Source organism: Methyloparacoccus sp. NF-16 (assembly GCF_056880625.1).
In genome coordinates, this window is record NZ_CP174130.1 from 1,592,511 (window position 1) to 1,617,499 (window position 24,989).

Consider the following 24,989-nt stretch of genomic DNA (forward strand, 5'->3'; position numbering starts at 1 on the left):
CCGCCGACCTTGATCAGTCAGGATGCAAAGCCGCTGGGCAACGCTGGGCAATGGACCTGGCCAGACAATGGTTTCCGCGCCCTTTCACCGATTGCCGTGACACCCCAGAAGCATTCGCGAAAGCCGCGCCCCCACCCTGGAGTAGCGATGTTCATCCCGCCAACGCTCGGCGTTGCGAGCCCTCTCCAGGGTGTGGTGCTCGGCATTCCGTATGTCCTGGGCAATTTTATGGATTCCCTCGGCGATGTCAGAAGATGTCAGCCCTGGCAGCCGATATACCGCCGAATCCACATCATCAAAAATCGCCAAAGGCGTTACCGCCACCGGTCTCCCGGATATGATTCCGTAGCGAACCGCTCCGCTCGCGGATTCCCCGGTCTCCTGGTAGGGAAACACGATCAGATCCGCCCGCGACAGCATTTCCAGTATCTCCGCATCGCTGAGGTAATCAGTGCACAAGGAAATCGCCTCTTCCAGATGCAGATGCCCTATCCGGCTCCGTACCTGCTGAATGATGTCCTTCGATTCCTTTACCGGATATTCGGCATTCAACATTTTCAGGATGACATCGACGCCTTTCGAGCGCAGCAGGGACACGGCCTCGACCAACTCCGGCAAACCCTTGTGGGGCAGAAAGAAGCCATATGAAGCAACGACAAAGCCCCGATTGCCTGGCGAAGTCAGGTTGTCCGGCGGGTCGTAATCCAAGACGCCATGCGGGAACAAGGTTACGTTTTCCACCACCCCAAGCTTCATCAACCTGTTCAGATCCCCCGGCGCATGGACCAGTACGCGACAGCATCTTTCCAGCGCGGACGCCAGCGTGGTCAGCTTCTTGTCTGGGGCGTGGGCAGGATCGATTGTGGCATGCAGGGTGACAAAGACCTTGCGGCGAGCGTCGACTTGCCGATGCAGGAAGCGAGAAAATGTTTCCAGATCGAAGAAGCCGTAGTTGAATTGAATCACCAGCGTATCGAGGGCATCCTCTTCGATGGCTCTTTCAAGATTCTTCAAGGCGTCGCGATGCCCGGTTTCCCAGCAGCGGTGGACATTCGCACCATCCTCCGCCGTCCGTGTCTCCGAATGTGCCGCCAGGATGCGGATGGAGTCTGGCATGTTATTGATGAGGTGCTCGGAATAGGTGGCTATTCCGCAGCGTATGTTCCAGGTCGTTATCCAGCCAATACGAGGCGTGGCAGACCTTGCACCATGCGCCCAGTTGCGCGCGGCATGCACCATCCGCTCTGCTGCATGAACCCAGCGAAAGTTCTCGAGCAACAGTCTTTGCCCTGCCTCGATCCTGCTGCGGCGGTCAGCCGCGGGCATTTGCCGGACTTCTTTCATGAGCCAGGACAGGTGAATCTCGTCGGGCTCGGCCCATACCGACGAGGAGAGGCCGAGATGCGTTCTCGCCCACGCAAGCCTGTAGTCGATCAGCCATGCGGTATCCGGAGTGCAAAAATCCGTTTGCCCGCTCCAGCCCGTCGTGATGACCGCGAGCCCGGACAGCATCGCTTCGGCCATCGGCAAGCCAAACCCTTCCGCGCGACTGGGCGCCACCAGGGCATGGGACTGCTCGTAAAGCGCTTTCAGTTCAGCATCGGCAAGATCGTCGACAATGATTTCCACATGCGGAAAATCAGGATCTTCCCTGCGGGCATCGTCCAGCCAGCGATAGATGTCGTTGTGTGGATTGTCGAAGGTCTTGACAATCAAGGTGACATCATCGCTGGCGCGAAATGCCCGGCCATAAGCCCGCAGCATGATATCCGCGCCCTTGCGCGGAAAGCACGAGGACACGTGGAGAAAACGGAAGGATCTGGCTTTAAGATGATAGCGGCTGTCCGATTCGATTCTCTGCCAATGATCAATACCGTTGGACGTGACCTCGACCGGGACGGTCACTCCGTGATCCAGCATGATCTTGCGGACATGCCTTGAAACGACCATCACGCCTTGCAGGGTGCTATTGAAGGCTTCCACCCATTCCGCCGGAAATCCGGTTTCCTCCCAGGCATATCCGTGCAGGAAATTGAAGCGCGCGCTCATGTCCGATACGCGCGGCGGATAGAGATTTCGACTCACCACGTCGGCATCACCATGCGCCACCCGAGCAGCTTGCCGATGCATGTCGGACAGATCGGGGTTTTCGCGGAGGAAATGCTTGTCCGGTGGGAAATCGCCAGGTCCCTCGGTGGAATGCAGCACGATCCGATGCCCCAGTGCTGCCAGGGCACGGGCGGTCTCGCGATTCACCAGCGCCAGGCTATAGCTGCTATCGAAGGGCCCCTCGAGGCGCCAGGTTATTGGTTCAGGTAGATGGCAGGGTCTCAGACAACCCAAGACCTCTTGCTCGTTTCGATCCAGGCAAACCGCCAGTTGCCTTAACTCGATATCGCCTATCGATAATGGTGCGAGTCGAGCGATGCCGTCCATCAGTTTTCGATAAGCATCCGACAGAGATCCGCGGATGGCTTGCCAAGAGGCCTGATCCGATCCGCCATGAGTTGGCAGGGTTTCCCACGCCGCAATTGCCCGGCGAGCCGTCTCATCCCAGGAAAACGACTTTACGTGCCGCAGGCCATGCTCGCGCAACCTTGCACGAAAGGCGTCGTCTTTCAGTGCCTGGCGGAGTTTGTCGGCCATGGACTGGATGCTGAAAGGGTCGAACAAGGCTTCCGCCTGCCCGATCACCTCGGGCAGGCTGCTGGTATTGGCACCAATGACCGGCGCGCCACAGGCCATGGCTTCCAGGGCCGGCAAACCGAAGCCTTCATGCCAGGAGGGGAAGATATACAGCCTGCAAAGGTTGTACAGCTGAACGAGTTCCTCGTCGCTTATGTAGCCGGTGAAACGCAGTTCTTCGGCATGCAGGCGGGCATGCTGGGCATGTTCCTTGAGTCGCGCGACCTCACCCTCCGGCATTTTGCCGGCAAGCAACAATTGATGCCCGTTGCGCAGCGCCTTTGGCAAGGCCGCATAGGCTTCGATCAGCCGCGACAGGTTCTTGCGTTCGTCGGCTCCGCCGGAATACAGGATGAAAGGCCGGGTAATGCCGAACGTCTGCCAGAGCCTGGATGAGGTTTTGTCGTCAATCGGTACCGGCCGGAATCGGTCATCCGCGGCCTCGGACGTGCTGACCACCGAATCGTCCGGCAATCCGGCATGATCTATCCCTTCGCGACGGGAGGACTCCGAAACCGCCAGATAGACAGCCGCGCACCGGAGATGCTCGATCTTCCGGCGATAATATCGCTCGTGCTGCGGATTTGGCTTGAGATAATGATCGGGATTCAGCAGGGGTATCAAATCATGCAGGGTCACCGATACCGGCGTGCTCCTGTCGAGCCTGCCAACACTGGTTACCGCGTCATCGACATACCCTTCAAACAGGCTGCAAACATGAATCACATCCGGTTGCAGACTGGCGAGGAAGGCTTCCCGGATGAGTTCGGCCATCTCCCGGCGGGCTTGGTTTTCGGGTTGCTCCTCCCGTACCGGCCCGGGCGCCTGCCAGACGCGAAGACTTGTCTCCGGCAGCAAGCCATCGAACGCCGCGCGAATGGCGTCGATGGTCTCCGGAAACAGGCCGTTCAGGGCAAGGATGATGTCGTGTTCACCCCGGTTTCGGGCGACCGCCTGCGCGAAGGACATCGTATAGCGGCCAATGCCCCGAAAGCGGCTTTCCGTCTGCGCACCCTGCATGTCGATGACGATACGCATCAGGCGTTCTCCTGTTTGCCTTGCTGGAGGGCAAGCTTGAGGTCGGCATGGATCTGGCGGGCACGAGGGCTGAGCGGCGCCTGCCTCGCCGGATTGCCCGTCGCGCCGGCATGCCGGGGACTCTCGCTGCCATCAGGCGCCGTCGCCAGTCGAGGATCGTGGTGCAGAAATCCCAGCCGGAATGCCAGCAGACGCAAGCCCGCGCGCAGGGTTGGATAACGGCGAATATGCTGCCCGATGCGATTCCTCAGATTTGGCCTGGCCAGCACAAAACGCGCGGACAGCAGCAGAAAGGGCGCAAGCGGCAGGCAGAGGACGAGCAGAACAGCCAGGACCAGTCGCGAGATGAGCCAGCGGGTCCCGTGATAGCCTGCGATCATGGCGCGGCGGAACCAGCGGACAGGCCCCGTTATTCGCCAGGAAACCGTGCGTTGCAAGCGCAGTATTTGATCGTGCCAGTCGTGAGCCTGGCGGGTCATGGTCTCCAGCTGGCGGGTGAGCTCCGCCACTCGCTGCTGCTGCTCGCAAACCCGGTGCTCAGATTCCGCCACCCGGTTCCCGCTATCCCGGAGAGCGTCCCGCAACTGGCGTAGTTGAGCGTGGGCTTCCACCTCGCGGATCTCGGCCAGCTTCAGCTGCTGCTCGGCCTGCCGCGCGCGCTCCGCCTCGTCTGCCGCGCGCGCATCGGCCCGCTCGGTCAGCGTCTGTGCCTGACGCACCGTCACCAGCAGTTGTTGAACCTGATGGCGGCTGTCGAGCTCGCGGGCTTCGGCCTGGGCCAGCCGTTCCTCGGCCTGGCTGGCACGCGCCACCTCATCTGCTGCGCGCGCATCGAGCTGTTGCTGATATCGGCTGGCCAGGGTTTCCAGACGCAATCCATAATCGGCGGCAAACCGTGCGCCGGTCGCCTCGAGAAGTCTGGCGGAGCCCTCCTTCTGCGCGATGACGGCATAGTCCGGGCTGACGCCAGTCAGGACATCCAGAAGCTTGGGTTCCAGGCTGTTCGCAAGCGCCCTTGATTCCTGCAATCGCAAGATCTTGGTTCGTCTAAAGCCCGCGTATTCCGTCATGAAGGCCAGCAATTCCGGCGGTATCGGACGCTGATGCGTGGGATCGAGGTAGAAACTTGAACTGCCAACAACCAGGTTTTCCGGATTGGGGGTTTCCAGAATGAGGATGCCGCCCGCAACAAGCACGCGCCATGCCTGACTGACCAGCTCCTGGAGTTCGGAAAACGGAATATGCTCTGCGATATGCAGGCCGGATACGACCAGCTGGCTGGCATCCGGCAGCTTGCACAGAAAGTCGAGGGCATCGCCGGCATGAGCCTCAAGGCCGCGCTCACGACAACCGACGAGCATGGCATCGTTGATGTCGACGCCCTGGGCGTCAAAGCCCTGTTCCTGCAGCAGCTCCAGCCATTCGCCGCGACCACACCCCAGATCGACCGCCTTGGCCTGCGGGAAATATTCGCGCAGCGGCTTGATGAACGGCAGATAGACCTCGCATCTCGACTTGATCGATTCGCGCGAGCCACGAAACTTCTGCTCGAACGCATAGTAGAAGGTTGCGTTCACAGCAACACTTCCAGCTCCGGGGGCAACCAGGCGGAACCCGTGAATCCCGGCTTGTCGCGATTCAGGACATTGAAGAGCAATGCCTGATCACGCCATTGGTAATTTCTCGCGATATGGGTGTCGGACATGTGCAAGGCCACCGCCACCGAGTAAGTACCCTCGCCCAGGCTGGCCATGAAATCGAAATGCATCGTGATGGCCTGGCCGGCCTTCAGGTCGTGCAGCGTCCTGTTCATATGGCAGGTATTGGTGCCAAACATCGGCTGGCCCAGGCGGTCCTTGATCATGTATCCCACCACCAGCTCGGGAATGCTCTCGATAACCCTGACCCTGATTTGCAGGCGAACGGGTTGGCCGACATTAACCAGTTCGATCGGCTCGCCCTTGGCATCCAGCAAGACGATTGCCTCGACCATGGCCTCCCCCGTTCCCGAAACCGTCTGCACCTTGCCATGAGGTATCCTGAGCTGCTGCACGGTCGGGGCATGGCGCTCGGCCAGCATGGCGTTGTAGTAATCCATGACCGCTTCGGGTTCACCCTGCATCGCCAGTCCTCCCGCCTTGAGAAGAATGGCGTAGTCACAGATGCTCTGTATGGCCTGCTTGTCGTGGCTGACGAGGAGCAGCGTGGTGCCGTGCTCGCGATATTCGCGGATGCGGCAGAAGCTCTTGTGCTGGAAATACGCATCGCCGACGGACAAGGCCTCATCGACGATGAGCACGTCAGGCCGGTGAGCGGTGGCCACGCTGAAAGCCAGGCGCATCTGCATGCCGCTCGAATAGATGCGCACCGGCTGGTCAATATAGTCGCCGATTTCGGCAAAGGCTTCGATGTCGGGCATCAGCGCATGGATTTCCGCCATGCTGTAACCCAGCAGCTGCCCCGCCATATAGGCATTTTGCCGCCCCGTGAAATCGGCATGGAAACCCATTCCGAGCTCCAGCAGGGCGGCCACGCGACCGGTTATCCGCACGCTGCCCGTGGTGGCCTGGGTAGTACCGGATATCATTTTCAGGAGCGTGCTTTTTCCCGCACCGTTGATACCGATAATGCCGGCCGCCTCGCCGGGATTGACGGTAAAGCTGATATCCTTCAAGACCCAGTGCAGGTGATGCCGGGGCTTGTTGCGCGGGTCCAGCCATTCCGCCAGGCGCGACCAGCGAGAGGGATACTGCTTGTATGCCTTGCCCAGACGGGTGACGGTAATGCTGCCCATTACAGTTCGTCCACCATCTCGCCGGCATGCCTGCGGAACAGGCGATATCCCAGCAGGCAACTCACTAACGCCAGCGTCGCCATCGGCCACAGGCTTTCCCAGCGTGGCCAGTGTCCGGCAACCAGGACATCCTGGTAGGCATTCACCAACGGCGTCATGGGATTGCGCTGGATCCAGGGCTGGATGGCCTCGGGCAGGATCGTCACGGGGTAGACGATCGGGGTCAGCCAGAACCAGAACTGCAGGATGACGCCAAACAATTGCGCGACATCGCGGAAGAATACGTTCAGCACCCCCAGGGTAACGCCCACGCCAATGGCGAAGGCGGTTTCCACGGCCAGCAAGGGCAATACGGCCAGGAAAGGCCAACCCGGGAAATTCCCGGTCAGCCACAGGAAGATTGTGAAAATACCAAAGATGATCGCAAAGTTGAGTCCGGCGCTCAGAATGACCACCGTCGGCAGGCAAAGCCTGGGAAAATTCAGCTTCTTGATCAGGTTGGCGTTTTCAATAAAGACGCTCTGGCCCCGCGCGGTGATTTCGGCAAACAGCCCCCACGTCAGGGTGCCGGCGCACAGATAGATGCTGTAAGCGAATGTCGAATCAACGCCAGGCAGCTTGGCCCGCATGACGCTGGCAAAAATGACGGTGTAAACCACAATCATGGACAGTGGCTGGATAAGCGACCACAAGGAGCCCAGCAGGGAGTTCCGGTACTTTGCCTGAAACTCTCGGCGGACATTCCCCGCGATGAACCCCCGATAGGCCCATAGCCGGCCAAGCATCACGGGTTCCCCGCCAGTATCCCGGGCAAGACGCCTGGCATTGCGCTAGGCATCGCGGCTGCGCCCGTACTGGTCATCGAAGCGGACGATGTCATCCTCGCCGAGGTACTCGCCGCTCTGCACCTCGATCATGACCAGATCCAGCATGCCGGGGTTTTCCAGCCGGTGCGGCTGGCCCGCCGGTATGTAGGTCGACTCGTTGGCGCGGACAAAACATTCCTGCTCGCCGCTGGTGACCTTGGCGATGCCGCTGACCACGACCCAGTGCTCGCTGCGGTGGTGGTGCATCTGCAGGCTGAGCCGGTGCCCCGGGCGGACTTCGATGCGCTTGATCTTGAAGCGGGGCCCGGCCTCCAGCACGGTGTAGGTGCCCCATGGCCGCGCCACGGTCCGGTGCAGGCGGAAGGCTTCGTGGTCCTGCGCCTTGAGCTGCGCGACCACGGCCTTGACCTTCTGCACCTGGTCGGACCGGGCCACCAGCAGGGCGTCGGGGGTGTCGATGACGATCAGGTTGTCGACCCCCACCGCGGCGACCAGCCGTTCGTGACTCTGGACGTAGGTGTTGGCGGCATCGACGAAGATGGCCTGGCCGTTGGCGCGGTTGTTGTCGTCGTCCGGGGCGGTCAGGGCGCTGATGGCGGCCCACGAGCCGACATCGCTCCAGCCGAATTCCGCAGGGACCACGGCGACGTTGTCGGCCACTTCCATGACGGCGTAGTCGAGGGATATGGAGGGCACCCGGGCGAAGGGCTCGGCCGGGATGTCCAGCAGGTCGGCCGCGCCGGCGGCCAGCCGGTCTGTCCAGAGCGCCTGGCAGGCGTCGGCCAGTGCCGGGGCGTGGCGGGCCAGGGCGTCGAGGATGACGCCGGCGCGGAAGCAGAACATGCCGGCATTCCAGAAAAAGTTGCCGGCGGCGAGGTAGCCTTCGGCGGTGGCGCGGTCCGGCTTCTCCACGAAGCGGACGACCTGGCGGCCCTCGCCCAGCGCGGCGCCGGCCTCGATGTAGCCGAAGCCGCTGTCAGGGGCCGTCGGCAGGATGCCGAAGGTGACCAGCCGGTCCTGCCGGGCCAGTGCCTCGGCGCGGGCGACGGCGGCGAGGAAGGCGTCCGGGTCCTGAATCAGGTGGTCCGCCGCCAGCACCAGCAGGCAGGCGTCGCGCCCGTGGCGCGCCGCCACCCAGTGGGCCGCGAGGGCAATGGCGGGCGCGGTATTGCGGCCCACGGGCTCCAGCAGGTAGCGTCCCGTCAGCGGCCGGGTCGAGGCCACCTGCGCCAGCGCATCCTTGCTCATGAAGTAGTAGTCGCGGTTGGTCACCGTGAGCAGCTCGCCGGCCCCCGCCACCATGGCGGCCCGGCGGTAGGTCTTCTCGATCAGCGTCTCGCCATCCGCCAGCCGGATGAACGGCTTGGGACAGGCCTCCCGCGACACCGGCCACAACCGCGTGCCCGTACCACCCGAAAGAACAACTGGAATCAGCATCAGGGACAGAATAATTATTATTATGAAAAGGTATCGATCATTGCCTTGCCGACGGACCGATGCCGGGATGGCGAAGGAATTCCGGACAATGCGGAAAATCTCGCGGGTAGCGGTTCGAGAGAAAATGCGCGAAGCAACATTCGCAACACAATGCTTGAAATATTCATATCCTACCACAGCAATATATGCCTGCATTAACATCTATTTTTATCAGGAAAAATATATATTAAAATATTAATATTCGGCGGCAAGGGAACCGCAGGCCGGGCGTCCGATCCGGACGCGCGGATTTCCGTTCCCGATCTTCCAGGTGTGCACCTTGCCGACGGTATGCCGCTCGGCGGAGATGCCAGCTGGCCGGGCTGACCGGTTTATCGAACAGGCAGCGCGCCATGGGGCTCGGGCGCCGGCGGAAGAGCTCGGGACAGGACACGGCCGCGGGCCATCCCTCGACCTGAACCTGGCAGCCGCCCCGCTCACCGGGACCCGGCATGCCCGGCCTGCGCAGCGCCCGCAAGCTTGCCAGATGCCCCGGCGTCTCCCGCGCCGCCTACCCTGTCGCCCTTTCGTTCACGTCGTAACGGCCCAGCGGCCGACGCCCAGACCCTAAGGAGACCCGTCCATGCGCAAAACCATCGCCCTCGTGTTGACGACCAGCCAGCTGATCGGCTGCGCCGCACCTTCCACACCCTACCTGCTGGGTCAGGGCTTCTATTCGGACAAGTACGCGAAAACCGAGATCCAGAACAAGGTCGCCACCAACAAGGTCAGGCCCCTCGGCCGCTTCGAAACCAGCGCCGGCGCCTGTTTCAACACCTCGCAAACCACCACCGACCAGAACATCGTCATTCCGGCGATTCGCCGCGAGCTGAGCGCCAGGGGCGCCGAGGTCGCCGACAACGTCACCGCCAGCGAGCGCTGGCTGATGGACTTCGGACTCGGGCTGCTGATCGTCCCCACGCTGCTCGGGTGCAGCAACTGGAACATTTCCGGCGATGTGCTGAAGGTGGCCCCGTAGCGCCACCTGCGGTAACGCCCGCGCTCCGCGCGCGGGCTGCCCCGGCGTCAGCGGCGGTCGCCTGGCCTGCATGCCAACAAAAAAGCCCGTCGGCCGCTCATGCGCGACCGACGGGCTTGTCTGCTGCCGGCACCTCCCGGCCCGGCCGCCACGGGCGCCGGAAACCCTGAACCGCCTCAGGGATTCGCGTGGAACATCCGGCCGACCCTGCCGGACAGGGAATCCAGGGCGCCCTGTGCCTTGAGCACCTGCACGAACCCCTGCCCCAGCGCGTTGTTCGCCTCCTGGACCGGGTTGACCACCCGGCCGATGCTGGTGGTGCCCTGGGAAACGGTCGCCACCGCGCCGTTGAGGCTGGCAAGGTCGGCGCTCATCTGCCCGTAGCGCTGCATGCCGCTTTCCAGGGGCGGGACGACCGTGTACCGCGGGCCTGGCTGGGACAGGCAAGCTGAAAGCCCGGCGGCGAGACAGCCCGCGGCCAGTTTCGTCGCGGCGCTCAATAGTCCATCCCGGCCAGGCAGGCCTGTCGGCGGGCGGCATCCCGGATGATGTGGCAGCGGCTCCTCTGGCCGCTGGTCCTGGCGGAACACATCGCCCGGTTGTCGATGTCCCTGATGGCGTTGCAGTCCTGCTGGCGGCCCCGCGTCTCGGCCAGGCAGGCATGGCGCCGGTCGCGATCCGCGATGGCGTGGCACCGGCTGGCATCCCCGGCGGCGGCTGGTCCCGCCAGCGGCCACAGGCCCAGCAGCCCCAGCGCCAGCAGGCCGGCCCGCCTCACTGGCCATGCTCCCGGGCAACCGCCGCGCCGCCCGCGACGCTGGCCTGCCCCCGCTGCCGGGAATCCGCCCCCGGCACATCGCGACGGTCGAGCGTCTGCATCCGCCCGGCGATATCCTCGACGATGGACGCCAGCAGCTGCAGCAAGCGTTGCAGGTCGCGCCGCTCGGCCGCATCGCCCCGGGTGAAGTCCTTGATCTCCGGCGAAGGCTCGTACTCGAACTCCTTGGCGAACTTGCGGAAAAGCTCCCGGGTCAGCGGTACCCGGTGGATGTCCCGCGCCACGCCGCGCCCCCGCCAGCCGCACGCATACAGGCGGGGTGCCCAGGCGTTGAGCCGCTCCATCGCCAGATCCTCGCCCAGGCCTCGGTGCAGATCGAAGGGATGGAACAGCACCTTGAGCCCATAGGAGCCGGGCAGCCGCTGCGTCGACGCCACGCGGCTGGCATCAGCATCGGTCCAGCCCAGGTCCACCAGCCGCAGCCAGCAGCTCCGGCCGGCGGCATCCGCGAACGACAAGGCAACGGTGATGCTCTTCCTGTTGTTCAGGTAATCGCGGCCGTCCCAGCCCAGCTGGCGCAGACCCGGATACAGGATGGCCTCGACCAGCGGGATCAGCGACGGATCGAGATACTCCGCCAGCGTTTCCGGGCGGCAGACGGGATAGGCGGTATCGTAGAAATGCTCCGGCTCGGAAGCCTGGAAAGCCTGCTCCCCGGGCTCCTGGAAATGCCGGGTGGCCGCCCGCGGCTGTCCCTGCTGCACGCGGGCGACGAAGAACGCCTTCGGCCCGCCATGCGGATGCCGCTCGGCTTCCCGCGCGATCAGCGTATGCTCGATATCGGACAGCACTGCCAGCCCCAGGGTGCCGGTGCGCAACTGCTCGGCCACCCCGGCGGTGAACGCCGCCACGTCGGTCGTGGTGCGACCGAGGCTCGCCAGCCACAGGCCGAGGACGTCCCGCAGCGTGGCGCACGATTGGTAGCGCGTCGAGACCGGCCGGCACTTTTCCCGCCCGTTGAGGAACTTGAGCATCTGCCGCTCCAGCACATCCCAGCGGTTATGCGCCTGCAGGCTGTCGCGGTAGCGGACCAGCTGCTCCCAGACCGTGCCGAACTCCGCGCTGTTGGCCACCTTGGCCTCGATCAGCCAGACCCGCCCCTCGACATCGACCGCCAGCAGGTCGGCGCTGCCGCTGCCGCCATTGCGGCTGCCGCCGAACAGGGACAGCTCGTGGCCGATGACCAGGATCGGCGTCGAGCGATCGGGCAGGAACAGCTGGTCGATATGGTCGATGAACCACTGGTGGTATTCCGCTTCGTTGGCATAGGTACGCATGGGCGATGGCTCCGTATCGGCTGTGATAAAAAAATCATTCCATCACTCTACCGTGTCCCGGCCCGTTCCCGCCGGCCGGCAAGCTTGCCAACCCGACCCGCGCGCAACATGGGGCGTATCGTCTCGCCATGGCCAAGCGCGCGCTCTATCTCGCCTGCTACGACATCGCCGACGACAAGCGACTGCGGCGGGCGCTGCAGGTACTGCGGGGCTACGCCACCGGCGGACAGAAATCGGTGTTCGAGTGCTACCTCAACCGCACCGAAAGGACACAACTGGTCGAGGCGGTGCGCGAGGTCATCGACCCCGGCGAGGACCGCTTCCTGCTGATGCGGCTGGACGCCCGGCGCCGGGTCCGCGTGCTGGGCATCGGCGTGGTGCCGCAGGACCCGGAGTACTTCTACATTGGCTGACCCTGCCCGAGGCGACACATGGCAACCCTGTACCTGGACCGCAAGAGCCTGGAACTCCGTCACGAAGGACAGCACCTGTGCCTCTACGAAGCTGGCGAGCGGCGTGGCACCGTGCCGTTGAACCTGCTGGAGCGGGTGGTCATGCGCGGCCAGGCCAGCGTCACCACCGGCGCGCTCGGCGCGCTGGCCGAGGCCGGCATCAGCCTGCTGGTGCTCGGCGGCCGGCAGGGCCGGGTGCCGGCCATCCTGCAGGGTCGCTGGCATGGCGACACCCGGCGGCGCATCGCCCAGTACCGCTGGCACCATGACGAACCCTACCGGCTCGACTGGGCGCGGCGGCTGGTGCTGCTCAAGCTGCGGCAACAGACGGCCTTCCTGAGACAGGCCCAGGCCACGCGGCCGGATCGGCGCGCCCCGCTGGGCCAGGCCATCGCCCAGCTGCGGCGGGCGTCCGACGGCCTGCAGGCGGAGGCCGTGGCCAGTCTCAGCCTGGGCCGCCTGAACGGCATCGAAGGCGCCGGCGCGGCCGCCTATTTCGCCGCCTACACCACCCTGTTCCCAGCGGGTCTCGACTTTACCGGGCGCAACCGGCGGCCACCGCGCGATCCGGTCAACGCCGCGCTGTCGCTGGGCTACACCCTGCTGCATGCCGACGCCGCCCGCGCCTGCCACCTCAACGGGCTGGATCCCTATGTCGGCTTTTTCCACGAACCCGCGCACCGGCGCGAATCGCTCGCCGCCGACCTGATCGAGCCCCTGCGGCCGCGGATCGACCACTGGGTCTGGCGGCTGTTCGCCGACCGGGAACTCCGGGCCGAGGACTTTTCCCGCGAGGACGGCGGCTGCCTGATGAAGAAGAAGGCCCGCTCGCTGTTCTACGCCCGTTACGAGACGCTGGCCCCGCCGCTGCGCCGGCTGCTGCGCCGCCATGGCCTGGTCGTCGCCCGCCGGCTGCTGGAAGACCACCCGTGAGGCCGCTGTATCTCAAGGGCGCGGACGCGCGGGTGGAGCTCGACGGACCGGCGCTGAAGGTGCGCCATCCCGAGCGCGCCGATGTCTGGTTTCCCCTGCAGCGCGTCTCCCGTGTCGTCAGCGACAGCCGCGTCGGCTGGGCCATGCCGGCCCTGATGGCCTGCGCGGGTGGCGGCATCACCGTCACCTTTCTCGCCGACGATGGCGCCGTGCTGGCGCGGCTGGTCGGCCAGCCCGGCGAACGCGCCGAAATCCGCCAGCGGCTGCGCGACGCCCTACTGCGGCCCGACTGGCCGGCTCGCTACGCCGACTGGCGGGCCGGCATGCAGCGCATGGCCCTGCGCAGCGTCGCCCGGCGCATCGGCATGGGCGTCGGCCAGCCGCCGACCCCGCGCGCGCTGCACCAGGCCCTGCAGGCCGCGGCACGCGACCGCGACCTGCTGCCCGCCTATACCGCTGCCGGCCGGGCGCTGCATGCGCTGGTGCACAGCCAGACCCTGCAAGCCCTCCAGGACGCCGGCATCGCGCCCGACGATCACGACTGGCCCGGCTTCGATCTCACCCACGACCTGACCGACCTGCTGTTCTGGGACCTGCACCTGGCGCGGCTGGCCTGGCTCGGCGCGCGCCGGCGATGCGGACAGCCGGACCCGCCGGACAGCGCCGCCGTCGTCGCCTTCTTCGAGCAACGCCGGGCGCGGCTCGACCACCTCCTGACCAGCCTCATCGGCCGCCTGCACCGCTGGCTGATCGAACTCTGAACCATGGCCGACCATCAGCCGCTGCTGTATCTCATCGCCTACGACATCCGCCAGCCCAGGCGCCTCGGTCGCGTGCACCGGTTTCTGCGCCGGCAGGGCTTGCCGGTGCAGTACTCGGTCTTCACCGCCCAGCTCGACGCCCGCAAGCTCGAACGGGTGCTGGGTGGCCTGCGCGCCATCATCGACGCACGGGTCGACGACGTGCGCTGCTATCCCCTGCCCGGCCGGCCCGAACAGATCGGCCTGGGCCGGCAGCTGTTCCCCGAGGACGTGCTGCTGCTCGATGGCGGCGTCAACCTGATCGTCCGCTGAATGCCTTCCGCCCATGGCGCCCACGGGTTACTGGAGACGCGCCGGATTGACCCGGTCATCGACGCTCATCAGAATGTCAATGAACCGCGCGCGCCCCGGGCGGCCCGGCAAGCGATCCGTCGCGCCCGCTGTCACGCCGGTGAGACAGCGTAACATTTGTGTGCACGCGATTTCTGTCAACCCTCTCTGTAACCCACTGAAAATGAAGGAGAAAAACACCCCCAGCCGTTTGAATCGAGACCTGATGTAGAAGGGATTAAGACCATGATCAGCCGCCGCACATATCCACTGATCGACGTTTGAATCGAGACCTGATGTAGAAGGGATTAAGACATTTGGGGTTCCCAGCTCCCGAATTGGCCGGGTGTTTGAATCGAGACCTGATGTAGAAGGGATTAAGACTCGCCGATATACTCCAATGATAAAGTGGCTTTCATGTTTGAATCGAGACCTGATGTAGAAGGGATTAAGACGATCACCCCGCGCCGGTATTCCTCGCTGCGCGGGGTTTGAATCGAGACCTGATGTAGAAGGGATTAAGACCACAAGCCGCGCCGGTATACCGGCCGCGTGCTTGTTTGAATCGAGACCTGATGTAGAAGGGATTAAGACGTGGCCCCTTCGGGCAGGGTGGTTGCGCCTTCGGGGTTTGAATCGAGACCTGATGTAGAAGGGATTAAGACCGTAACCGGCAAACAGTTCGCCGTCCAGGTGAACGTTTGAATCGAGACCTGATGTAGAAGGGATTAAGACGCCTTGAGGCGGCCTATCTCCTGCCTCAGGGCTGGTTTGAATCGAGACCTGATGTAGAAGGGATTAAGACCGGCTGATTGTTTCTCATTCATGACACCCTTCTGTTTGAATCGAGACCTGATGTAGAAGGGATTAAGACCCGCCCGCAAGGACTCGTTTTCTCGTTCTAGGCGGTTTGAATCGAGACCTGATGTAGAAGGGATTAAGACTTATTTATCACGGCGGTATTGGCGCCGTCCCTATGTTTGAATCGAGACCTGATGTAGAAGGGATTAAGACCCGAAGCGCGGAAGAACCTAACAAGAGACTGTTGTTTGAATCGAGACCTGATGTAGAAGGGATTAAGACGGATGCGCGGGGTTTGGCTTGTGGCTCGCTCTACGTTTGAATCGAGACCTGATGTAGAAGGGATTAAGACTCGGGATGCCCACGGAAACTGGCGGGTGTGTAGGGTTTGAATCGAGACCTGATGTAGAAGGGATTAAGACCCTGCCACGTCGCGCATGTTCGCGCTCGACGTGGCGTTTGAATCGAGACCTGATGTAGAAGGGATTAAGACATGTTCGCGCTCGACGTGGCCAATGATTTTATTTTGTTTGAATCGAGACCTGATGTAGAAGGGATTAAGACGCGGCAATGGCCGCGCTTTCGGATTTCGCATCGCGTTTGAATCGAGACCTGATGTAGAAGGGATTAAGACTCCAGCTTTTCCCGTTGAAGCTGGGTGAGAGGTTTGAACCGAGACCTGACATAGAAGGGACACGGGCGGTCGCCAACCGGGCTGGTCATGGTTGTTGCGGCCGGTTTTCGGGCGATGGCCTATCGCCCACGGAGACGCGGGAGAATTGACATGAAACAGATACTTGCATGGGCGTTGCCGCTGGTCTGCGCGCTCGGGGCTCAGGTGCGGGCGGGCGATGGCGCGGCGGACACGGCCGGGGCGTTCCCGCCAGCGGTCGTGGCCGCCGATGCGGCCCCGATGGCCAGCGATCTCGCCGCCGACGGCACGGTGCGCGTGATTGTCGAACTGGCGCTCCCCGCGCGCATGGCGAGTCCGCCGGACGAGCGCGCGCTGGCCGCCCGCAGGCGCGCGGTCGCGGCGGCGCAGGAACGGGTGCTGGCGCGCATCTTTGGCGGGAGCGGCCAGGCCAGCCGGGCCGGCGGATTCGAACGGGGACTCCGGCAATACGAGATCAGTCCCATGTTTGCCATCACGGTGGACGGCGAGGAACTGGACCGGCTGGCCCGCGATCCGGACGTGAGCCGCATCCACCTGGACCGGCTGAACAAGCCGCTGCTGCAGAACAGCGTGCCGCAGGTCGGCATGGATGGCGCCGGCGGTGCCTATGCCCTGGGCGCCACGGGCGAGGGGCAAGCCGTGGCCGTGCTGGATACCGGCGTCCAGGTGTCCCACCCGTTCCTGTCCGGCAAGACGATTGCCGAAGCCTGTTTCTCGAACGCCTCGGGCAGCGGCATCTCGCTGTGTCCTAACGGAACGAGGACCCAGACCGGGCCGGGCGCGGCCGAGGCCACGGCCGCCAGATGCGTCAAGGGGTCAGCTCACGAAACGGAAAAAATCGTACGCTTAGCCTAAGAGGGTCCCAGCAGGGCAAGGATAATGGGGCAAGATACTGCGCCCGTGTTCTGTGAACAGCGTTCGGCCAAATCGGATAGGGCTTTTTCCATGGTGCGTAAACCCTCGATCCGTTCCCGAATCGAGGAAAGCTTTTTCAAGGCGATATCCCGCGCTTCTCGGCAGTGTTGCCCATCCTCAAGGCTCAACAACTCCGTGAGTTCGTCCAGCGAGAACCCGAGCTTCTGCCCCTGTTTGATGAAACGTACGCGCTGTACGTCGCGTTCTGCATAACGCCTGACACCCTTAAGCGGCCGGTCAGGTTCGGTCAGCAGGCCGCGCCGCTGATAAAAGCGGATAGTTTCGACGTTAACCCCAGCTCTTTTCGCCAATACACCAATGGTGAAGCATTCTTGTGTCATGGGGCTTGCCTCCGTACCTAGGTACGGAGCTTATAGTAAGCCATATGAGAAAACACGGGGAACCGCCATGAACCAGAAACACGCCATGATCGCGGGCGTTCTTGCCGGGATCGGCGCAAGCTTGTGCTGCGTCGCGCCCTTGGTATTGCTGAGCCTGGGGCTTGGCGGGGCATGGGTGGCAAACCTCACCGCGTTCGAACCAGTGCGTCCGGTTTTTCTGCTGCTCACGCTGTTTTTCATCGGGCTGGCTTTCCGCAACCTCTACCTGACGCCTCCGACATGCGAATCCGGCAGGCCGTGCGCCGATGATGAAGTCATCCGCAAGCAGCGTTTCATTTTCTGGAGTGTGACAATCCCCTTGCTGGGCTTGATTGCGTTCCCGTGGATTGCCCCGTTGTTCTATTGAGGAAAACCGATGAAAACCCGAATTCTTTCGCTTGTTCTGGTATTGACCGTTACAGCGGGCGTGGCTCTGGCCGCATCACGTACAGTGGTGCTCGACGTACAAAACATGACGTGTGCGGCCTGTCCGCTGACGGTGAAAAAGGCCCTTGAACACGTCTCGGGTGTTCAACAGGTCACGGTTGATTACGCAAACAAGACCGCAACCGCGCAATTCGACGATACCGCCACTGCAGCGGATAAATTAACGGAAGCAACCAAGAGTGCCGGTTATCCGTCCACCATCCGGCAGGACAAACAATGAAAGACGTGATTCTGGAATCAACGATTACCTGCCCATACTGCGGGCACGCTGAAACGGAGACCATGCCGACCGATGCCTGCCAGTTCTTCTATGACTGCAAAGGCTGCGGAGCACTGCTCAAGCCAAATCCTGGAGATTGCTGTGTCTTCTGCTCCTATGGATCAGTCAAGTGTCCGCCCATTCAGCAGCACAAATCCTGTTGCGCTGACAGGTGACCTCGTTCCTTTCCCTGTCTTGCATCAACGACGTTCCGCCTGATCAATCCCGACGTGGAGGGTAGATCAATGGTGTCAATCTGGTCTATACCCTAACCGGACGTCAGGAAGGCTAGTCAATGAGCGTCAGAATAGAGCCATAGTTTGAATAAATTGACACCTGCCACCAAGGATCTTAGAGTTTTTCCTGACACATTTCCGTCGGGAGAACTTTTTGAAAGGTCAACGCATCGGTTATGTCCGGGTCAGCAGTTTTGACCAGAACCCGGAACGTCAACTTGAACAGGTCCAGGTGGACCGGCTATTCACCGACAAGGCATCCGGCAAGGATATCCAGCGCCCAGAGTTGGAAAGACTGCTGGGCTTTGTGCGTGAGGGCGATACCGTGGTCGTCCACAGCATGGACCGTCTTGCCCGTAACCTGGATGACCTGCGGCGTGTGGTGCAGAAGCTCACCCAGCGCGGCGTGCGCATTGAGTTCGTCAAAGAGAGCCTGACCTTTACTGGCGAGGATTCGCCGATGGCCAACCTGATGCTGTCGGTCATGGGTGCGTTCGCCGAGTTCGAGCGGGCCTTGATCCGCGAGCGGCAGCGCGAGGGTATCGCGCTCGCCAAGCAACGCGGGGCTTACCGGGGTCGCAAAAAGGCGCTGTCGCCGGAGCAGGTGAGTGATCTACAGCGGCGGGCCGCAGCCGGCGAGCAAAAGGCCTCGCTGGCACGCGAATTCGGCATCAGCCGCGAAACCCTGTACCAATACCTCCGAGCCGATGACTGACCATGCCACGGCGCAGTTTGTTGACACCCGCCGAACGCGCCGGCCTGTTGGCCTTTCCCACGACTAACGACGAACTTATCCAGCATTACACCTTTTCGGAACCCGACCTGTCGGTCATCCGTCAACGGCGTGGTCATCACAACCGGCTCGGCTTTGCGGTGCAGTTGTGCTACCTGCGCTTTCCGGGTTTCGCCTTACCGCCCGATGCGGAACCACCCCAGCCCTTGCTTGCAATCGTTGGTCGACAATTGCATATCGAGCCGGAGGTCTGGCCAAAGTACGCCAAGCGAGCGGAGACCCGGCGCGAGCACCTGGCGGAATTGCAGGCATGGCTGGATCTGACGCCATTCGCGATTGCTGACTACCGGCGCTTCGTCGGCGAGCTTGCCGAGCTGGCCCAGCAAACCGACCGGGGCATGGTGTTGGCCGAAGTGCTGGTCGAGTTACTCCGGAAACAACGCATCATCCTGCCGGCGATCGATGTGATTGAGCGGGTCTGTAGTGAAGCCCTTACCCGCGGCACGCGCCAGGTATACGAGGCGCTGACCGCGCCTTTGGCGGATCATCACCTCCGTGCGCTCGATGGTCTGCTGACGATCCGCGAGGGCACGAAGGGCAGTGGGCTGATCTGGCTGCGCCAGCCGCCCGGACCGCCTAAGCCCAAACATTTGCTCGCCCATTTGGAACGGCTGAAAACGGTCCGTGAGCTATGGTTGCCTGATGGATTGGAACACGCTATCCACCAAAATCGCTTGCTCAAACTGGCTCGTGAAGGCGGCCAGATGACAGCACAGCACCTGCGCGATCTAGAACCGGCCCGCCGCTATGCGACGCTGGTGGCGGTGATCCTCGACACGCGGGCCACGCTGATCGACGAAATCATCGACCTGCACGACCGGTTCATGGGGTCGTTGTTCAGCAAGGCCAAACGCCATCACGCCGATCGCTTCCAGCAGTCTGGCAAGGCGATCAACGACAAGGTGCGCCTGTACTCGCGCATCGGCCGCGCCTTGCTGGATTCAAAGGAAGCGGGCAGCGACCCGTTCGCTGCCATCGAGGCCATTATCCCGTGGGAGGTCTTCAGCGAGAGCATTGCCGAAGCGGAAAAATTGGCCCGGCCGGAAGACTTCGACTACCTGGCTTTGGTCAGCGACGGATTTAACCAGCTCCGGCGCTACACGCCGACTCTACTGGACGCGCTACCCATGAAGGCGGCGCCGGCGGCACGCGAGCTGCTGGCTGGCGTCGACGTGCTGAAAGGCATGAACGAACGCCAGGCCCGCAAGGTGCCGGACGATGCGCCGACCTCCTTCGTGCGCAAACGCTGGGAAGGTTTGGTGTGTACACCGGAGGGGCTGGATCGTCGTTATTATGAGCTGTGCGTGTTATCGGAGTTGAAGAACTCCCTGCGGTCGGGTGACATCTGGGTAGAGGGATCACGCCAGTTCAAAGACTTCGAGGATTACCTGTTGCCACCGCCGCGCTTTGCAGCGCAACGCGACCAGCGGGAATTGGGCCTGGCCGTCGAAACCGACTGCGAGCGCTTCCTGGAGGCGCGCCTCACGGTGCTGCAAGAGCAACTGGCGACGGTCGAGCGGCTGGCCGCCGCCAACGAGCTGCCCGATGCCGCCATCACCGACAGCGGCCGGCTCAAGATTACACCGCTGGACAATGCCGTGCCGGATGAAGCAGAGGCGTTGATACAGCAGGCGTACGGCCTGTTGCCGCACTTGAAGATTACCGAACTGCTGTTGGAAATCGATAGTTGGACGGGCTTCACCCGACACTTCAAGCACCTCAAAAGCGGCGAGGTAGTCGAAGACCGACAGCTGCTGCTGACGACCATTCTCGCCGATGCCATCAATCTGGGCCTGAGCAAGATGGCGGAATCCTGTCCCGGCACAAGCTACGCCAAACTGACCTGGTTACAGGCATGGTACATCCGCGACGAGACCTATTCTGCGGCATTGGCCGAGTTGGTCAACGCGCAGTTTCGCCAACCCTTCGCTGCCTATTGGGGCGAAGGCACCACTTCGTCGTCCGACGGGCAGAACTTCAAGGCCGGCGGCCGGGGACAGTTCGCCGGTCAGGTGAACCTGAAGTACGGTCAGGAACCGGGCGTGCAGTTCTATACCCACATCTCCGACCAGTACGCGCCGTTCCACACCAAGGTCATCAACGCCACAGTGCGTGACGCCACCCATGTCTTGGATGGATTGCTTTATCACGAATCCGACTTGCGGATCGAGGAGCACTACACCGATACCGCCGGTTTCACCGACCATGTGTTCGGGCTCATGCACCTGCTCGGATTCCGCTTTGCGCCGCGCATCCGCGACTTGGCCGATAAGCGGCTGTACATCCACGGCGATGCGAAGCGGTTCCCGACCCTCGCCGGTCTGATCAGTGGCAACGTCAACGTGAAACACATCCGCGCGCATTGGGACGAAATCCTGCGCCTGGCGGCGTCGATCAAACAGGGCACCGTCACCGCCTCGTTGATGCTCCGCAAACTCGGCAGCTACCCGCGCCAGAACGGTTTGGCCGTCGCCTTGCGCGAACTGGGCCGCATCGAACGTTCGTTGTTCGCGCTCGACTGGATGCAGAACGTCGAATTGCGCCGCCGGGTACAGATCGGCTTGAACAAGGGCGAGGCCAAGAACTCACTGGCCCGTGCCGTGTTTCTGAACCGGTTGGGTGAAATCCGTGACCGCAGTTTCGAGAACCAACGCTACCGCGCCAGTGGCCTCAACTTGGTGGTGGCCGCCATCATCCTATGGAACACAGCCTATCTGGAACGGGCGGTACAGGCGCTCCGGGATTCTGGGAGGGAGGTGGACGACAAGCTGCTGCAACATTTGTCGCCGCTCGGCTGGGAGCACATCAACCTGACCGGCGACTACATCTGGCGGCAAAGCAAGCGAGTCGAACAAGGGAAGTTTCGGCCGCTACGGATGCTCCGCGAGGCTTAGCGTACGATTTATTCCGTTTCGTGAGCAGACCCCGTCAACGGGCCGGAAAACCTGTGCACCCATGGAACCCACGTGGCCGGCATCGCGGTGGGCAGGAATCCTGCCCCCGGCATCCCGCCCAACGGCGTGGCGAAAGCGGCCCGCTTGATAGCCGTGCAGGTGTTTACCCGTTTCGACCGCGCCGCCGCCTGCGGCGACGCCGACATGACCCCGTGCGTGATGAGCTACACCTCGGACGATCTGGCGGCCCTCGAATGGGTATACGCCAACCGCGCCAGTCTGGCCGGCGGCGCCCGGCTGGCCGCCGTCAACATGAGTCTCGGAGGGGGTTCCTTCGCGGCGCCGTGCGACGACAATCCACTGAAACCCATCATCGACAGCCTGCGGGCGGCCAACGTCGCCACGGTCATCGCATCCGGCAACGATGCCTATCTGGCCAGCGTCGGCGCGCCAGGCTGCATCAGCACCGCGGTCACCGTGGGCGCCACCACGCGGGACGACAGGATCGCCTATTTCTCGAACGAGTCGCAAACGCTGGTCGACCTGCTCGCGCCGGGCGTGGATATCCTCTCCTCCGTGCCCGTCAGCCAGTACGCCGGCTACAGCGGCACCTCCATGGCCACGCCCCATGTCGCCGGGGCGTTCGCCGCGATCCGGTCGCGCCTGCCGTCGCTCCCGGTGGCGCAGATCGAGAACGCCCTGAAAGGCACGGGGGTTCCGGTGCCGAGCTATGCCGGGACCTATGCCACGCCCAGGATTCTGGTGAGTGCCGCGCTGGATGCGCTGGGCCTGACCCAGTGGACGCTGACGGTCGCCGTCGCGGGATCGGGCACGGTGACCAGTTCGCCGGCCGGCATCGCCTGCGGCAGCGCCTGCTCGGCCCGCTACGACAACGGCGCGCGGGTGACGCTGAGCCAGACGGCGGCCAGGGGATACCGGTTTTCCGGCTGGGGCGGCGCCTGCGCCGGAACCGGCGCCTGCACCGTGGTCATGGATGCGCAGCGATCCGTCACCGCCGGTTTCGTCGCGTTGCCCCGCTATCCTTTGACCGTGACCCGGCCGACGGGCGGCGTGGTCGGCAGCGAGCCGGCCGGCATCCTGTGCGGCGGCAGGCAACGGCAATGCACGGCGTCGTTTGCCCAGGTCAGGCTGGTGGCGACGCCGGATGCCGGCTACCAGCTGGTCCGCTGGCGCGGCTGCCCGGACCCCGAAGGCCATGTCTGCGAGCTCACCCTCACGGCTGCGACCACGCTCAAGCCGGTGTTCGGCAAGCTGCCCCGATACACCCTCAGGATCGCCAAGAACCGGCTCGGCGCGATCGTCGGCTCGCCGGCTGGCCTTGACTGCCCGGACCGGAAAAAGACCTGCGCGGCGAAATTTTTCAAGGGCACCGACGTGACCCTGAGCCCCGTCCCGCAGAGCGGACATGCCTTCGCCGGCTGGACCGGGGCCTGCTCGGGAACCCAGCCCTGCCGCCTGACGATGGACGCGGACACGCGTGTCGGCGCGGTCTTCCAGTAGCCGGCGGCGCGGGCGGCTGGCACGCCGGCCCTTGCCGGGACGGATGGCAAGCCGCCGCCCGCGCATCCGGAACCCCACATGAGAACGAGGCCCGCCATGCCGGCCACCCGCCCGCGCCACCCCGGCCAGAACCGTAAGGCCGTGCCGGCCCGCTGCGCGCCCGCCGCGCCGGGGCCGGCATGAGCCCGGCCCCCACCGCGCCGATCCAGGTGATCCTGGTCAGCGGCCAGCCGACGCCGAACCTGACCCCGGCGCTGGATCCGGCCCTGGACGCCCGCGAGGTCATCCTGCTGACCAGCCCCGACATGCGCGAACGCGCCGACGGGCTGGCCGCCGTGCTGCAACCGGCCGGCCTGCGCGTGCGGCGCGAGGAACTGCCCGACCCCTGGGACGTGGCCGCCATGCGCGAGCAGATCCTGACGCTGGTGGCGGCGCGGGAGGGCGAGCCGCTGGCGCTGAACGCGACCGGCGGCACCAAGCTGATGGCGATCGCCGCCTACGAGGTGTTCCTGTCGGCCCGGCTGCCGATCTTCTATGTCCACCCGGAGCAGGACCGCCTGGTCTGGTTGCAGCCCGAGGGCCTGCCGCCGCGCCAGCTGGCCAACCGGCTGCGGCTGCCGGCCTTCCTCAAGGCGCACGGGGCCGAGCTGCGCCAGCGGCCGGGCGCCTTCGGCATGGCGGCGCCACTGAAGGCGCTGGCCGAGGCACTGGCGGCCGATGTCGACCGCCACCGGCATGCCCTGGCGACGCTCAACTTCGCCGCCGCCAGCGCGGCCGGCACCGGCGTGTCGGCGGCGATCGGCGCGGCGCTGCGGCGCAAGGATGTCCGCGCCCTGGTGGACGCCTTCGCCGCGCGCGGGCTGCTGCGCGTCGAGGACCAGGTGCTGCGCTTCGCCGACGAGGGCGCCCGCTTCTTCGCCAATGGCGGCTGGCTGGAGCAGTACGTGGTGGCGCTGGCGCAGTCGCTGAAGGCCGGGCACCCGGCGATCCAGGACGTGGGCCGGGGGCTGGAAGTGGTGCGCGGCGGTGGCGTGGCCAATGAACTGGACGTCGCCGTGCTGGCCCGCAACCGCCTGCACGTGATCGAGTGCAAGACCCGCCTGTTCAACGAGGAAACGCGCCAGGGCGGCGTTGGCGCCGAGGCGCTCTACAAGCTGGAAACCCTGCTGAACCGGCTCGGCGGACTGCAGGCGCGCGGCCTGCTGGTCAGCTTCCAGCCGCTGCATCCGCGCATTCTCGACCGCGCCCGCGATTACCGCATCGCGGTCTGCGCCGGCGCCGAACTCGCCCACTTGCGCGAACGCCTGCGCCGCTGGCTGGGCGTCTGAAGGCCGGCGCCCCGCGCCCAACTCCCCTACCCCGATCCGGTCCCGCATCCAGCGAAGACAGGGCGCCCCGGGCCGCCCTGTCGAATAACCCTTCTACATCAGGTCTCTATTGAAACGAACGCTTTGTTAACAGCGAGCCGATCGCGAAAGATCTTCATCCCTTCTACATCAGGTCTCCCAGCACACGGAAACCCTGCCGGATATCGCCACAGGCAACATGCTTCTTGATCCCTTCTCGGTCAGGTCTCGGTTCAAGCGGCATTAAGTCGGGCCGCGGTCCTCGGCGCAGCCCGTGGCGTCGCCTTGCCCTGCAAGCCCTTGAAGGCTCCCGGGCCAGGCTCGCGGACCCCGT

General features: G+C 63.8%; 22 protein-coding genes and 1 CRISPR repeat array. Of the genes, 13 read left to right on the plus strand and 9 right to left on the minus strand.

Annotated elements, in window-relative coordinates; translation table 11 throughout:
- Window positions 1-84 precede the first annotated feature (84 nt).
- From ACH5N8_RS07675 to ACH5N8_RS07695, 5 genes are read right to left on the minus strand one after another with little or no spacing between them, the layout of a single operon-like run.
- Window positions 85-3,723: a glycosyltransferase gene (locus ACH5N8_RS07675; protein WP_483283130.1), complete on the minus strand. Its 3,639-nt coding sequence runs from the start codon at window positions 3,721-3,723 to the stop codon at window positions 85-87.
- Entirely contained in the window at window positions 3,723-5,300 is a 1,578-nt protein-coding gene (locus tag ACH5N8_RS07680) for a class I SAM-dependent methyltransferase (protein ID WP_483283131.1), read from the minus strand. The genes ACH5N8_RS07675 and ACH5N8_RS07680 overlap by 1 nt, the downstream gene beginning before the upstream one ends.
- Window positions 5,297-6,607, minus strand: a complete 1,311-nt coding sequence (locus ACH5N8_RS07685) for an ABC transporter ATP-binding protein (protein ID WP_483283132.1) — start codon at window positions 6,605-6,607, stop codon at window positions 5,297-5,299. Before ACH5N8_RS07685 ends, ACH5N8_RS07680 begins: the two co-directional genes overlap by 4 nt.
- Window positions 6,517-7,302: an ABC transporter permease gene (locus ACH5N8_RS07690; protein WP_483283133.1), complete on the minus strand. Its 786-nt coding sequence runs from the start codon at window positions 7,300-7,302 to the stop codon at window positions 6,517-6,519. Before ACH5N8_RS07690 ends, ACH5N8_RS07685 begins: the two co-directional genes overlap by 91 nt.
- 45 nt (window positions 7,303-7,347) lie before the next feature.
- On the minus strand, window positions 7,348-8,781 hold the full coding sequence (locus ACH5N8_RS07695; protein WP_483283134.1) for a mannose-1-phosphate guanylyltransferase/mannose-6-phosphate isomerase: 1,434 nt from the start codon (window positions 8,779-8,781) through the stop codon (window positions 7,348-7,350).
- A 622-nt stretch (window positions 8,782-9,403) separates the two neighbouring features.
- Here ACH5N8_RS07695 and ACH5N8_RS07700 point away from each other — a divergent pair.
- Window positions 9,404-9,799, plus strand: coding sequence for a hypothetical protein (locus ACH5N8_RS07700; protein ID WP_460028786.1), 396 nt, complete (start codon window positions 9,404-9,406; stop codon window positions 9,797-9,799).
- Window positions 9,800-9,975: 176 nt separating this feature from the next.
- Here the strand turns inward: ACH5N8_RS07700 and ACH5N8_RS07705 are convergent, their stop codons facing one another.
- The 3 genes from ACH5N8_RS07705 to ACH5N8_RS07715 form a co-directional block, all read right to left on the minus strand.
- Window positions 9,976-10,191 (minus strand): hypothetical protein, encoded by a 216-nt coding sequence (locus ACH5N8_RS07705; RefSeq protein ID WP_460028785.1) that lies wholly within the window; start codon window positions 10,189-10,191, stop codon window positions 9,976-9,978.
- A gap of 104 nt (window positions 10,192-10,295) precedes the next feature.
- Complete coding sequence (locus tag ACH5N8_RS07710; RefSeq protein WP_460028784.1) at window positions 10,296-10,577, minus strand: hypothetical protein; 282 nt, start codon at window positions 10,575-10,577, stop codon at window positions 10,296-10,298.
- Window positions 10,574-11,914 carry a hypothetical protein gene (locus ACH5N8_RS07715; RefSeq protein WP_460028783.1) on the minus strand — a complete coding sequence of 447 codons (1,341 nt, stop codon included), beginning with the start codon at window positions 11,912-11,914 and terminating at the stop codon, window positions 10,574-10,576. The genes ACH5N8_RS07710 and ACH5N8_RS07715 overlap by 4 nt, the downstream gene beginning before the upstream one ends.
- Before the next feature lie 128 nt (window positions 11,915-12,042).
- On the opposite strand from ACH5N8_RS07715, the gene cas2 (ACH5N8_RS07720) reads away from it, so the two are divergent.
- From cas2 (ACH5N8_RS07720) to ACH5N8_RS07740, 5 genes are all read left to right on the plus strand, one after another.
- The gene (gene cas2, locus ACH5N8_RS07720; protein ID WP_460028782.1) at window positions 12,043-12,327 is read left to right on the plus strand and encodes a CRISPR-associated endonuclease Cas2; all 285 of its coding nucleotides are present in this window, start codon (window positions 12,043-12,045) and stop codon (window positions 12,325-12,327) included.
- Window positions 12,328-12,345: 18 nt separating this feature from the next.
- Window positions 12,346-13,299, plus strand: a complete 954-nt coding sequence (cas1, locus tag ACH5N8_RS07725; RefSeq protein ID WP_460028781.1) for a CRISPR-associated endonuclease Cas1 — start codon at window positions 12,346-12,348, stop codon at window positions 13,297-13,299.
- On the plus strand, window positions 13,296-14,060 hold the full coding sequence (locus ACH5N8_RS07730) for a CRISPR-associated endonuclease Cas1 (RefSeq protein WP_460028780.1): 765 nt from the start codon (window positions 13,296-13,298) through the stop codon (window positions 14,058-14,060). Before cas1 ends, ACH5N8_RS07730 begins: the two co-directional genes overlap by 4 nt.
- 3 nt (window positions 14,061-14,063) lie before the next feature.
- Window positions 14,064-14,372 (plus strand): CRISPR-associated endonuclease Cas2, encoded by a 309-nt coding sequence (cas2, locus tag ACH5N8_RS07735; protein WP_460028779.1) that lies wholly within the window; start codon window positions 14,064-14,066, stop codon window positions 14,370-14,372.
- A gap of 227 nt (window positions 14,373-14,599) precedes the next feature.
- Window positions 14,600-15,825: a CRISPR direct-repeat array (repeat unit 36 nt; unit sequence GTTTGAATCGAGACCTGATGTAGAAGGGATTAAGAC).
- A gap of 150 nt (window positions 15,826-15,975) precedes the next feature.
- Window positions 15,976-16,719: a hypothetical protein gene (locus ACH5N8_RS07740; RefSeq protein ID WP_483283135.1), complete on the plus strand. Its 744-nt coding sequence runs from the start codon at window positions 15,976-15,978 to the stop codon at window positions 16,717-16,719.
- Here the strand turns inward: ACH5N8_RS07740 and merR are convergent.
- Window positions 16,716-17,120 carry an Hg(II)-responsive transcriptional regulator gene (gene merR, locus ACH5N8_RS07745; RefSeq protein ID WP_483283136.1) on the minus strand — a complete coding sequence of 135 codons (405 nt, stop codon included), beginning with the start codon at window positions 17,118-17,120 and terminating at the stop codon, window positions 16,716-16,718. The genes ACH5N8_RS07740 and merR overlap by 4 nt on opposite strands.
- 67 nt (window positions 17,121-17,187) lie before the next feature.
- On the opposite strand from merR, the gene ACH5N8_RS07750 reads away from it, so the two are divergent.
- The 7 genes from ACH5N8_RS07750 (at window position 17,188) to ACH5N8_RS07780 (ending at window position 24,637) form a co-directional block, all read left to right on the plus strand.
- Entirely contained in the window at window positions 17,188-17,526 is a 339-nt protein-coding gene (locus ACH5N8_RS07750; protein WP_483283137.1) for a mercuric transporter MerT family protein, read from the plus strand.
- A 9-nt stretch (window positions 17,527-17,535) separates the two neighbouring features.
- Complete coding sequence (merP, locus tag ACH5N8_RS07755) at window positions 17,536-17,826, plus strand: mercury resistance system periplasmic binding protein MerP (protein WP_483283138.1); 291 nt, start codon at window positions 17,536-17,538, stop codon at window positions 17,824-17,826.
- Entirely contained in the window at window positions 17,823-18,041 is a 219-nt protein-coding gene (locus tag ACH5N8_RS07760; protein ID WP_483283139.1) for a GDCCVxC domain-containing (seleno)protein, read from the plus strand. The genes merP and ACH5N8_RS07760 overlap by 4 nt, the downstream gene beginning before the upstream one ends.
- A 214-nt stretch (window positions 18,042-18,255) precedes the next feature.
- Window positions 18,256-18,816 (plus strand): recombinase family protein, encoded by a 561-nt coding sequence (locus ACH5N8_RS07765; protein WP_483283140.1) that lies wholly within the window; start codon window positions 18,256-18,258, stop codon window positions 18,814-18,816.
- 2 nt (window positions 18,817-18,818) lie between these two features.
- A complete protein-coding gene (locus ACH5N8_RS07770; protein ID WP_483283141.1) occupies window positions 18,819-21,788 on the plus strand; it encodes a Tn3 family transposase in 2,970 nt (989 codons plus the stop codon).
- A gap of 51 nt (window positions 21,789-21,839) precedes the next feature.
- Window positions 21,840-23,309 (plus strand): S8 family peptidase, encoded by a 1,470-nt coding sequence (locus tag ACH5N8_RS07775; protein WP_483283177.1) that lies wholly within the window; start codon window positions 21,840-21,842, stop codon window positions 23,307-23,309.
- A 179-nt stretch (window positions 23,310-23,488) separates the two neighbouring features.
- Complete coding sequence (locus ACH5N8_RS07780) at window positions 23,489-24,637, plus strand: Card1-like endonuclease domain-containing protein (protein ID WP_460028777.1); 1,149 nt, start codon at window positions 23,489-23,491, stop codon at window positions 24,635-24,637.
- The last annotated feature ends 352 nt before the right edge of the window (window positions 24,638-24,989 follow it).